This is a genomic window from Solibacillus daqui (assembly GCF_028747805.1).
GTDB lineage: Bacteria > Bacillota > Bacilli > Bacillales_A > Planococcaceae > Solibacillus > Solibacillus daqui.
Genome location: NZ_CP114887.1, coordinates 3916623 through 3928908 on the forward strand (window position 1 = coordinate 3916623; position 12286 = coordinate 3928908).

A 12286-nucleotide genomic window follows, 5' to 3' on the forward strand; every position below is an offset into this window, starting at 1 on the left:
CGTAAAAGGAGATTAACAATGCAACATTTTTGGATCGTTGGTACAGATACCGATGTAGGAAAGACATGTATCACCACTTTATTGATGCGGCAGTTACAGGAGCAAGGACTTCGAGTAACGCCGTACAAGCCTGTGCAAACGGGAGAAATAATAGAGCAAAAAGAAGCCTATTATTTTGACACAACAATGTACGAAAAGTATTCTCTACAGAAACTTACGCGAGTCGATTTAAATGATTACTCATTTAAAGAGCCCGCATCACCACATTTTGCTGCAAGGCTGGAGGGGCAGCAAATTGATACGATGCGGTTATTGCAACACATAAAAAAACTACAACAAAAATATGATGCTGTTATTTGTGAAGGAGCAGGAGGGATTTTCGTTCCCTTGGATTGCAATGGGCAGGAAACCTTACTTGACGTTATTTCGAAAAGCCAATTGCCTGTTGTTGTCGTCACACGTACAAAGCTTGGGACGATAAATCACACATTTTTGACTTTGGAGGCATTAGCTTCGCGAGGAATAGAAGTACTTGGTATCGTTTTTAATGGCGATACTGGAAGCAAAATCGAGCAGAATAACGTGGAGATGATTATTCAGCATTGCTTATTACCTTATGCCGTTGTTCCACAACTTAACGACATAGATCAAGTTGTCGATTATTCACTCAAACACACATCATTATTCGAAAGGCTGTATCAACATGACAAGACAGATATCTGACCTACAAGCTAAAGATTTACAGCATGTTTGGCATCCTTGCTCACAAATGAAGGATTATGAGCAGTTCCCACCCATTGTGATAAAAAGAGGGGAAGGTGTCTGGCTGTACGATGAACAGGAAAATCGATATTTAGATGCTGTATCATCCTGGTGGGTGAATTTATTTGGTCATGCGAACCCACGTATTAGCCAAGCATTAAGCGAGCAGGCATTTACATTAGAGCATGCTATATTTGCGAATTTTACGCATGAGCCAGCTGTTAAAGTAGCAGAAAAATTAGTGGAGTTAACACCGGTCGGCTTAAATAAAGTTTTTTTTGCAGATAACGGCTCCTCGGCTATTGAAATCGCCTTAAAAATGAGCTTTCAATATCATATGCAAAGCGGTAAACAGTCTAAAAAGAGATTTCTTGCATTAACGGATGCTTATCACGGTGAGACATTAGGAGCGTTATCGGTAGGTGGCGTAGATCTTTATAACGAAGTGTATCAGCCGCTATTACTCGATACTGTACGGGCGCAGGGACCTGACTGTTTCCGTTGTCCGTTTAACGATCGGCCCAAAAGCTGTCAGGCACAATGTATTCGTTATGTGGAAGAGGAGCTAGTTACTCATCATGACGAAATTACAGCTGTCATTATTGAGCCACTTATTCAGGCAGCGGCAGGGATGAAAATGTATCCGCCTAGTTACTTAAAACGACTTCGCGAATTATGTACAGTGTACGATGTGCATTTAATTGCAGATGAGATAGCGGTTGGCTTTGGTCGTACTGGAACATTATTTGCATGTGAACAAGCGGGCATTTCCCCAGATTTTATGTGCTTATCGAAAGGCTTAACAGGCGGGTACTTACCTCTTTCTACTGTATTAACGACAGATAAAGTATATGATGCTTTTTACGATGATTACGGAACAATGAAGGCATTTTTACATTCACACAGCTATACCGGAAACACACTAGCTTGTCGTGTAGCACTGGAAGTATTGACGATTTTCGAAGAGGAAGATTATCTCTCTATTATTGAATCTAAGGGAGAGCGGATGAGAAAACTTGCTTTAGAGGCATTTTCTGCGATGCCTTTTGTGGGTGAATATCGCCAGACTGGGTTAGTAGGGGCAATTGAGCTTGTAGAAAATCGAGTTACAAAGGAGCCATTACCGAGTGAAGAGCGGATTGGTTATCAAATATATAAAAGAGCTTTAGCAAAAGGCTTACTTATTCGACCACTTGGGAATATTTTGTATTTTATGCCGCCGTACATAATAACAGACGAAGAAATGGAATTTATGATAACAACGACAAAAGACACAATTGAACAATTTTTTGAAGAACGGGAGGGATAAGCTATGCAGCAACGTCAATCAACTCTTTCACTCGTCATTATTGCAATGTTTGCCGCTTTAACAGCAATTGGTGCTTTTATTAAAGTACCTTTGCCGGTTGTACCATTTACATTACAAATTGTTTTTGTTTTTTTAGCGGGATGCTTGTTGGGAAGACGAAATGGACTACTTAGTCAGCTCGTTTATATTTGTATTGGTTTAATAGGATTACCTGTGTTTACGCAAGGGGGTGGAATTACGTATGTTCTGCAGCCCACATTTGGTTTTTTAATCGGATTTGCAATGGCCGCGTTTGTTGTTGGATGGATGTTGGAAAAAGTAGAAGCACCGACAAAAAAACATTTTATTGGCGCAAATGTCGTAGGATTATTTCTAATTTATGCAGTAGCTGTACCATATCTATACGTATCCCTTAATTTTTGGTTAGATGTAAAAACAAGCTGGTCACATATTTTGGTAGTAGGGTTCTTAAATAGTATCGTAGCAGATTTTTGCTTAGCGATCCTTTCCGCTTTATTAGCACAGCGACTGTATCCGGTATTTCGTACTGCACGAGCATTAAAAATTGTCAGAATAGAACAGGAGCATATTTAGCGAGAGGTTTATAATTAGCGCAAGAGGTTATTGAAAGTAAATGTGTATGCTTAGGACTGACTATTTAAGGAAGAGCAAGCACAGCAATTAACGAAAAGTCGGTGTCGACCATTATAATCATAACTTAAATACTTCAGAGTGCCACCCGTAGGTTTGCAATAAAAATTGATTAACAGCATTCGGCGAACGTGATTCTATATTTTAGAAGAGACCCACATATTATTTGGGGTTATGGAGTCTGAACTCCTACACTTGAAGGATTTTGAAAGTGTAGAGCATTTAAAAGGACTAAAAAATATAGCACTACAAGTTCTTTCATCATCTCATTAGCACATAAATCCACTTTTTTGTGGAAGGCTATTTTCATGTGGAGGTGTAGAAATGGGAAAAAAAGCGTCGGGTGCTATCGACGAAACAGCTAATCTTACTTGGTGGCAATTATCCCTTATTGGAGTAGGTTGCATCATTGGTACAGGATTTTTCCTGGCATCAAGTATAGCAATTAAAATGACAGGTCTATCTGTTATCCTGGCCTTTATAATGGCTGCAACTGCAACATTTATCGTTTTTGAAGCACTAGCTAAAATGAATGCAAAGGATCCACAGAAAGGGTCTTTTCGTACTTATGCAAAAAAAGCATATGGGCGTTGGGCTGGGTTTAGCAGTGGTTGGGTGTACTGGTGTTCAGAAATATTAATTATTGGCAGTCAGCTTACTGCAATTTCACTATTAACTAAGTTTTGGTTTCCTAACATTAAATTGTGGATATTCGCATCAATTTATGCAGCGATCGGTCTCATTGTTCTCTTTATTGGAGCAAAAGCATTTGGGAAATTAGAAAGCGTATTTGCAGTAATGAAAATTGCGGCTATTTTTATGTTTATTGTGATTGCAGTTTTAGCGCTGACAGGAGTAATTGGCGGAAACTCAAAGCCTGAAATACCTCAGTCTGTAAATGAATTTTTCCCTAATGGTTTCATCGGATTTTGGAGCGCTCTAATATTCGCGTTTTATGCTCATGGCGGCATTGAAGTAATGAGCATCATGGCCATCCATCTTAGAAATAAGAAGGATGCACCTAAATCGGGTAAAGTGATGTTAGGGTTGCTTGGAATCATTTATGTTACCGCACTTTCGTTAGCGCTATTACTGAAGCCATATGATAAGTTCAAGGAGAATAAAAGCCCGTTTGTTGAGGCTTTATCAAGTGTTCATAATATCGAATTTTTCCCGCATGTGTTTACTGCAGCAATTATTATTGCCGGGTTTTCAACGATGTCTGCATCGCTGTTTTCGGTTACAACAATACTTGTGACTATTTCTGAAAATGGAGATGCTCCTAAAATATTCAGTCAACAAGAGAAAAAGAAATTCAAAATGCCATTACCTGCTATTGCTTTAACATCAACGGGGCTTGTACTTTCTATAGTTACCTCTTTATTATTGCCTGATAAAGTATACGAATATATAACGACTGCTGCGGCACTAATGCTCCTATATAATTGGCTTTTCATTTTAGTCATGTATCACAGATTAATTGAGCCGACCACTTCCGATAAAGTAAAAAGAGTCATTGGAATGATTCTGATCGTTTCAGCTGTTAGTGGAACACTCTTTCATCAAACAAGTCGTCCAGGCTTTTTTATCAGCTTAATATTTCTAGCGGTAATCGGGAGTATTGTATTTTTTATGCAAAAAAGATGGAAGAAGGAAGAGACTCAAAATAGTGTATGATAGGCCTGAATCCCAAAGTAAATACCGAATCCCATCACCACTAGGGATGAAAGGATGGAAATATTCTTTAAGACACTGGTCGATAATATCCTACGGGCACCACTGGATGTAGTAGCCATTATTGTATCCCACAAAATAATTCCAATGATGACGGCTAGGCTATTAATTATTATTTGATTATGCGTAATGACTTTGGTTGTTTCTGCAAGAACTGAACCATAGATCCCCAGCCAAAAAAGAATAGTAAGCGGATTCAAAAGTGACAAGTAGCCTATATTTCACCACTTTTGATACATAACTATGCCCATCAAGCTAAGATAACTTGTATCCCCATTTCATTCATTGGAGCGTATTTATTTAACTGAAGGAGTCTTGAATCAGATATTTGATTTACGAAATATCAAATCGGTCTTTATGTTTGAACAGCAGCAATCTTCTAGAAAATAGCCTTAATTAATAAGTGCCTTCCTCTATTGCATAAAGGAAGGCACTAGCTTTATAAATCAAAAAACACTACTCTATTATACATCCCAGTTATACATAAATTAGTTACTAACTTAAACCAATAGGGTACAACTATTTTATCCGGGTACAATTAAGTTGTGTTCTAACACTCACAGCTACTACTTTACAATACCTTACTCAACCGTTACCGATTTTGCAAGATTACGTGGTTTATCCACATCACAGCGACGGTGAAGGGCCGCGTAGTAGCTAATTAACTGTAACGGCACAACTGATACTAACGGTGTTAATAGCTCATGTACGCGAGGGATGACTAGGCGGTCGCCTTCTTCCTCCATACCTTCCATTGCAATAATGCAAGCGTTGGCACCGCGCGCTACGACTTCTTTCACGTTACCGCGAATGTTTAGTGAAACATCTTTTTGTGTTGCTAAAGCGAATACTGGTGTACCTTCCTCGATTAACGCGATTGTACCGTGCTTTAACTCACCACCGGCAAATCCTTCCGCTTGGATGTACGAAATCTCTTTCAATTTTAGAGCGCCTTCTAAAGACACACAGAAATCCATGTTACGGCCGATGAAGAATGCGTTGCGTGCGATTTTTAAATAGTCTTCGGCAATTTGCTCCATGACATCTTTAGAATCAACCATCGCTTGGATACCGTTCGCGACAATGGCAAGCTCTTGTTTTAAATCAAAATCAAGTGCGATTCCCTTTTGTTTTGCTACCGCGTAAGCAGCTACTGCTAATACTGCTACCTGTGCCACGTAAGCTTTCGTAGAAGCTACCGCGATTTCTGGGCCAGCATGTAATAATAATGTGTAATCGGCTTCACGAGAAAGCGTAGAGCCTGGAACATTTGTTACGGTTAATGCTTTGTAGCCTAGCTCTTTGATCTTTACTAATACTTGGCGGCTATCTGCTGTTTCACCTGATTGTGTAATAAACACGAATAATGGCTTTTCAGAAAGTAATGGCATGTTGTAGCCGAACTCACTTGAAATGTGTACCTCTACTGGAATTTTTGCGATTTTTTCGAAGTATTGTTTGCCGATTAAACCCGCGTGATAGCTTGTTCCTGCTGCAATAATATATAAACGATCTGCTTCGGCGATTGCGTTTAAAATATCCGCATCGATTGTTACATCTTCGCCTTGCTCGTAAGCTTGAATAATTTTACGGATAACAGTTGGCTGTTCATCCATTTCTTTTAACATATAGTGAGGGTATGTGCCCTTTTCAATATCTGAAGCATCAAGCTCTGCTGTAAATGGTGCACGATTAACAATACGGCCATCTAATGTAGCGATTTCCACTTTGTCTTTACGTACAATTACAACCTCTTTATCATGTAATTCGATAAATTGATCTGTTACTTGTAGCATCGCCATTGCGTCTGATGCGATAACGTTGAAATCTTCCCCAACACCTACTAAAAGCGGTGATTTGTTTTTCGCGACGAAGATTGTTTCTACATCTTGGTTATCAAGTAGCGCTAACGCATATGAACCATGCACTAATGATAATGTTTTACGGAACGCTTCTAATGTTGATAAGCCTTCTTTTGCAAATAGGTCTACTAATTGCACGATGACTTCCGTATCTGTATCAGAATTCATTTGAATCCCTTTTAAATAGGCTTTTTGTAATAAATGATAGTTTTCGATAACCCCATTGTGCACTAATGTATAGCGACCTGATGCACTCGTATGAGGGTGTGCATTTAGGCGATTTGGTACACCGTGCGTTGCCCAGCGTGTATGACCAATCCCTACTGCTGCCTCTACATCACCATCAACAGCTAAACGTAAATCGGCAATACGCCCTTTTTCTTTGAATACTGTTACGCCTTCTTCATTGTGTACCGCAATACCTGCTGAATCGTAACCACGATATTCTAATTTTTCTAAGCCTTTTAATAAAATTTCCTTCGCGTCTAATACGCCATTATATCCTACAATTCCACACATAATCCTTTACCTCCGCCTAGCGTACATCACTTTTAGACAATACAAAAGTAAACTACTGTATCTACCTTTTTTGGGGACGAAAAGAACCTGTGGCGTTTGTTCTCGTTTAGCAAAGCTCCCACAAGTATTAACCCAAAAAGATGATGTAGCTTGTCATAATTTTTGTTTAGAAATGCCTTTTCGTTTGTTTGTGCAAGAAATTGCTTTCCTGTTTTGAAAACGAATTACAACCGGGCATGTGCAGTTGGGAGGCATCCGCCGAAAATTCGATAAACCTCCGCCTCGTCAGCTAAGAATTTGTTACCGTCCGATTTTCTTAGCTCTGGCGCTATAATTGTTTTTCCGATTTGTTTTATGCGCTTCTAGTTCTCCCCTTTCGCGCAGCTCAATTTAAGAGCATCTACATCATACACAAAAACAATTTCATCCGTCAATGAATCCCTTCTAATGAAAGCGCTTCAGCTAAAAATATTCCCCATTTCGCATGAAAACGTAGAATATCTGAAGTCTATTCTGTTCTATTGTATGCAAATTGACTTATTCAGGATAAACAAATACTGCCTCATCTTTGTAAATGCTACAATATCATCCCCTTCAATTAGGTAGGTAAAACATACTTAGTCCAGTGCTACTAGTAAATAAAAAAACACCGGTAGTCCCCCAAAAATAAAGGTACTCCCGATGTCCGTAAAAATGCTATTAATTATTCAGTTAAACCCATTTCCGCGCGCACGACTTCTGCAATACGATTTACGAACGTTTCGCAAGCTTCTGTTGTTGCAGCTTCTACCATAACACGCACTAAAGGCTCTGTACCTGAAGGACGCACTAATACGCGGCCATTGCCGTTCATTTCTGCTTCCACTTCGGCAATTACTGCGGCCACTTTTTCGTTTTGTGTGACAGCATGCTTGTCTGTTACACGAACGTTTACTAATTTTTGAGGGTAAATTGTCATTTCAGCTGCAAGTTCTGAAAGCTTTTTACCTGTTGCCTTCATGATTGCTACCAATTGAATACCCGTTAATAAGCCGTCACCTGTTGTGTTGTAATCTAAAAATACGATATGGCCTGACTGCTCGCCACCAACGTTGTAGTCGTTTGCACGCATTTCTTCTACTACATAACGGTCACCAACTGCTGTTTGTACACTTGTCATTTCGTTTTCTTCTAATGCTTTATAGAAGCCCATATTACTCATAACTGTCGAAACAACTGTATTTTTCGCTAAGCGACCTTTTGCATTAAAGTACTTACCGATGATGAACATAATTTGGTCACCGTCTACGATTGCCCCGTTTTCGTCTACTGCGATTAAACGGTCGCCGTCGCCATCAAATGCTAAACCAATGTTAGCTCCACGCTCAATAACAAACGCCGCTAGTTTTTCAGGATGAGTCGAACCAACACCCTCGTTAATGTTTAGTCCATCTGGAGAAGCACCCATTGTTGAAATATCTGCTTCTAAGTCAGCAAATAAATGTGTCGCTAATCCAGAAGTTGCTCCGTGCGCGCAGTCTAATGCTACGTGTAAGCCAACGAAGTCCTCATCAACCGTTTGTTTTAAGTAAGAAATATACTTTTGACCACCTTCGAAGTAGTCTGTTACCGAACCAATGGCAGCACCAACTGGACGTGGTAATGTATCTTGTTCTGCATCAATTAGCGCTTCGATTTCTGCTTCTTGTGCATCTGTTAATTTAAAACCATCTGGACCGAAAAATTTAATGCCGTTATCCGCCACAGGGTTGTGTGACGCTGAAATCATTACACCCGCTTCTGCGTTCATCACACGTGTAAGATAAGCAACACCTGGTGTACTAATAACACCTAAGCGCATTACCTCTGCACCGATTGAAAGAAGACCTGCAACAAGTGCTCCTTCTAACATTTCCCCGGAAATACGTGTGTCACGTCCAATTAATACTTTCGGGTGGTCTTTAGCATCCTTTGTTAGCACATAGCCGCCAATACGACCTAATTTAAATGCGAACTCTGGTGTTAACTCGCTATTTGCGACACCGCGGACGCCATCTGTTCCGAAATATTTACCCATTACTTTTTCTCTCCCTCAACGCCTGACATATCATACGTGTTAAATTATTCGACTATAACGAATCGATTTGTTGACATTGTATATAATTAATTACCCTCAGTCTCGTCAGTGCTAACTTCAGCATCGACTTTACTAACGTTTTCTTCTTCGCTAACCGATTCATTAATTACATCTGCATGAATAGTCAGTTGATCTTGTGATAATTTTGTTGCCCCTGTTGGCAAAGTAATTTTAAAGTCATATGAACCCGATTCCTTTAGTTGAGCTCGATCTACTTCCACAACGACCTCTTTTAATGCGTCAATCGCTGTTTTTTTGCCGTAGACCGTTACTTTCGATGTCACTAACGATAATTTTTCAATCGTTACACCTTCAGGTAACTCCCCTGTCTCTTTCAGTGTAATCGGTAGCTCTCGGCTATATTCACTAATATCGACCTTCACATTTACTTTTTCTGGATTCACTTGTACGTCCAGCTTGTTTAAATCACGGTCTAATACTTTCACAGTAGCCTGTTGCTCGAATGATTTTTCAATTCCCTTATCCCCTGTAACCGTTGCCTTTACATAGCTAATGCTATCGATGACGCTTTTCGCTCCAGTAATCGATACGCGCGTTGGCTGGATTGTCATACTTTTTACGATAAAGTCGTCTTTGACAAGGCGATTATTCATCTCAGGTTCAACACGGAACTCTTCTGTAATCTTTTCTTCAATCTTCACATTGACAAATTTAGGATCGATTGAAACATTTAGTTTCTCAGAAAAGTTTTCTTGCTGTATTGTAACGCTATGTTCGCCAATTGCCAATGAGTTTAAATCGACAAACACTTTAAAGTCTTTCTCGAGCTTTGTTTTCATGACAATCGCTGATGATCCTGAAACTTTTACATCTACCGTGTCTGGAAGCCCTGTTACAAACAAATTTTCATGATCGTAGTACACTTCTAACGGTACATTTGTAATAACATCTGTTTCATTAGAGGAGCCCGTTTCCGCCATGCGCTTTTCTTCTATTTGGATATATAAAAATAGCGCCAACGCCAAAAATAGCGCTGTTAAACGTAGCATCCATGGGCTATCGAATAATTTATCCATTCTTCTTCCCTCCCCAAGTCCACTTAGAAGCTAAGTTAGAATCTTGCTCAGGGCCAAACCACATTTTACGTAATAGCTCTTCAAATTCTGAAAGTGATAAATTTCGGTGTAAATTACCATTTGCTGTAATACTGATTGCACCTGTTTCCTCAGACACAACAATGGTAATCGCATCTGTCACTTCACTCAACCCAAGAGCTGCACGGTGTCGCGTCCCAAGCTCTTTTGAAATAAAGGCACTTTCTGATAGAGGTAAGTAACAAGCTGATGCAGAAATTTGATCTTTTTGGATAATCGCTGCGCCGTCATGTAACGGTGTATTTGGAATGAAGATGTTAATAAGCAGCTCTGAAGAGATACTCGCATCCATTTTGATACCCGTTTCTACATATTCGTTTAAACCCGTTTCTTTTTCAATCGAGATTAGCGCACCGATTCGACGTTTCGCCATATAGCTGACTGATTTTTTCATCGCCTCAACTAAGCGAGATTGCTCATCCTCTTGCTGATTGTTTGTACGTTGGAATATCTTTCCGCGCCCAATTTGTTCTAGCGCCCTACGTATTTCTGGCTGGAATATGATGATAATCGCTAGGAAACCAAAATCAATGACCTCTTCTAACAACCAATCAAGAGTGTCTAAGTTAAACACATATGTAGCTAACTTCGCTAACACAATCATTAGCAACCCTTTTAACAATTGAACCGCTTTCGTTCCTTTTATGAGGGTTAATGATTTGTACACGACGTACCACACAAGCAGTACATCTAATATTTTAAAAATAATACCTACAGCTGCAATGTCTGTAAACTGCTGAAATATTTGCATGTGGCATCCCCCACTTTTAATAGCTAATCATATTGTACTTAAGTATAGCACAAATCATGTCTTGATTAACTTTCTTAACAGAAAAAAGTCTACCCAAGAGAGTAGACTTTTCTTTCTTTAGTAGAACGTTTTTTTTTCTGAAAAGTTTCTGCTTTATTCAAATAATGCTGTAAAATCATTGAAGCCTCTTTTGATTTTGTACCATAGCCATTCGAACATTTCATCGATTTCTTCGACTTGCCCTGTTACGACAGCAGTAGATGCCATGTAATTACCATTAATGACTGTAATATTGCCATCTACTTCTCCCTCTACGATAATGTCACCGTTTTTCACGACGATATCACCTTTTACGATCTCTCCAGCAGGTACAGTTACCGTTTGGCCATCCACCACTAAGTTTGGTTGTTTAGTTACTGAAAACTGCTCGTCATTTGGAAAGCTTCCTAACAACGTTGCACTCATAAACAAGCAAAACACAGCTGCTGCCACAAGCACCGGGTGATGACGGAACCATCGTTTTATGCCAACCGCACTTTTTCGTTTCGGTAAACGGCTCATTACTTGTTCCTCTAAATTAGGAGGGGCAGTAATATGCGCTGCACTCTTGATAAACGCAACCGTGTCACTTAATTCATGCATATGTTGTTGGCAATTTCGGCATGTTTGTAGATGTTGCTTTAAGTATTTCTCATGCTCACGACTAATATCACCATCTAAATATTCGTGCATATAATCCACGAATTGTGATGCACACGTTTTCATGCGTATCGTCCTCCTACAAATTGTTTAACTGTTTTCTTAATGCTTCTCGCCCACGATGGATACGGGTTTTTACCGTTCCTAATGGCATATCTAAAATTTCACTAATCTCCTGCAACGACAACTCTTCAATATATTTCAAAACGATGACCGAACGATATTTATCTGGTAATCGACTAATCTCATACTGAATACGGTCTTGAAGCTCCATTTGTTCTACTACCTCTTCAGGTAATTGCTCATCGGCGGCAATCTGCGAATACATATCTAATCCCTCTGTACCAGCAACCTCTGCATCTAAGTAATAATCGGGCTTCTTTTTACGTATTCGGTCAATACAAAGATTCGTCGCGATTCGATAAATCCACGTCGAAAATTTTCGTTTTTGATCATACGAATGAAGATTGATATAGGCACGTATAAATGCCTCTTGTGTGATATCCTCGGCTTCTTGCTTATTGCCAAGCATACGATAGCACACTTGATACAGCTTGTGCTGGTAGAGGTTAACAATATCGGCATATGCGTTTTGATCACCTTTAAGCACTTGCTTTATTCTTTTATTCACTAACGCATCCATCTGTCTTTCCTCTCCACCTTTTCAGCTGTTCTATATATACGGTCGGAACTTTTAAAGGTTTCATTTTTACAAAAATTAAATTTTAAAAGTCGGCTCTTTTATTATAACAAACTTTCGTTTTTTCC

11 protein-coding genes are annotated in these 12286 nt (G+C 39.4%); 4 read left to right on the forward strand and 7 right to left on the reverse strand.

The features are described 5' to 3' along the window. Nucleotides 1-18: 18 nt before the first annotated feature. From bioD to O7776_RS19320, 4 genes are all read left to right on the forward strand, one after another. Nucleotides 19-723, forward strand: coding sequence for a dethiobiotin synthase (gene bioD, locus O7776_RS19305; RefSeq protein ID WP_274308511.1), 705 nt, complete (start codon nt 19-21; stop codon nt 721-723). Continuing rightward, nucleotides 704-2071: an adenosylmethionine--8-amino-7-oxononanoate transaminase gene (gene bioA / locus O7776_RS19310; protein ID WP_274308512.1), complete on the forward strand. Its 1368-nt coding sequence runs from the start codon at nt 704-706 to the stop codon at nt 2069-2071. Before bioD ends, bioA begins: the two co-directional genes overlap by 20 nt. A 3-nt stretch (nt 2072-2074) precedes the next feature. Next, the gene (locus O7776_RS19315; protein ID WP_274308513.1) at nt 2075-2665 is read left to right on the forward strand and encodes a biotin transporter BioY; all 591 of its coding nucleotides are present in this window, start codon (nt 2075-2077) and stop codon (nt 2663-2665) included. A 381-nt stretch (nt 2666-3046) separates the two neighbouring features. Further along, entirely contained in the window at nt 3047-4399 is a 1353-nt protein-coding gene (locus O7776_RS19320) for an amino acid permease (RefSeq protein WP_274308514.1), read from the forward strand. Here the strand turns inward: O7776_RS19320 and O7776_RS19325 are convergent. From O7776_RS19325 to sigW, 7 genes are all read right to left on the reverse strand, one after another. Continuing rightward, on the reverse strand, nt 4384-4665 hold the full coding sequence (locus O7776_RS19325; RefSeq protein ID WP_337999450.1) for a LysE family transporter: 282 nt from the start codon (nt 4663-4665) through the stop codon (nt 4384-4386). The two genes, O7776_RS19320 and O7776_RS19325, sit on opposite strands and share 16 nt — an antisense overlap. A gap of 372 nt (nt 4666-5037) precedes the next feature. After that, on the reverse strand, nt 5038-6837 hold the full coding sequence (gene glmS / locus O7776_RS19330; protein WP_274308515.1) for a glutamine--fructose-6-phosphate transaminase (isomerizing): 1800 nt from the start codon (nt 6835-6837) through the stop codon (nt 5038-5040). A gap of 703 nt (nt 6838-7540) precedes the next feature. Further along, on the reverse strand, nt 7541-8893 hold the full coding sequence (gene glmM, locus O7776_RS19335; protein ID WP_274308516.1) for a phosphoglucosamine mutase: 1353 nt from the start codon (nt 8891-8893) through the stop codon (nt 7541-7543). An 86-nt stretch (nt 8894-8979) separates the two neighbouring features. Further along, on the reverse strand, nt 8980-9990 hold the full coding sequence (locus O7776_RS19340; RefSeq protein ID WP_274308517.1) for a CdaR family protein: 1011 nt from the start codon (nt 9988-9990) through the stop codon (nt 8980-8982). Then, nucleotides 9983-10819 (reverse strand): diadenylate cyclase CdaA, encoded by an 837-nt coding sequence (gene cdaA, locus O7776_RS19345; protein WP_241371100.1) that lies wholly within the window; start codon nt 10817-10819, stop codon nt 9983-9985. The genes O7776_RS19340 and cdaA overlap by 8 nt, the downstream gene beginning before the upstream one ends. A gap of 153 nt (nt 10820-10972) precedes the next feature. Continuing rightward, complete coding sequence (locus O7776_RS19350; protein WP_274308518.1) at nt 10973-11584, reverse strand: zf-HC2 domain-containing protein; 612 nt, start codon at nt 11582-11584, stop codon at nt 10973-10975. Nucleotides 11585-11597: 13 nt separating this feature from the next. Next, complete coding sequence (gene sigW, locus O7776_RS19355; RefSeq protein WP_241371102.1) at nt 11598-12161, reverse strand: RNA polymerase sigma factor SigW; 564 nt, start codon at nt 12159-12161, stop codon at nt 11598-11600. Between the last annotated feature and the right edge of the window lie 125 nt (nt 12162-12286).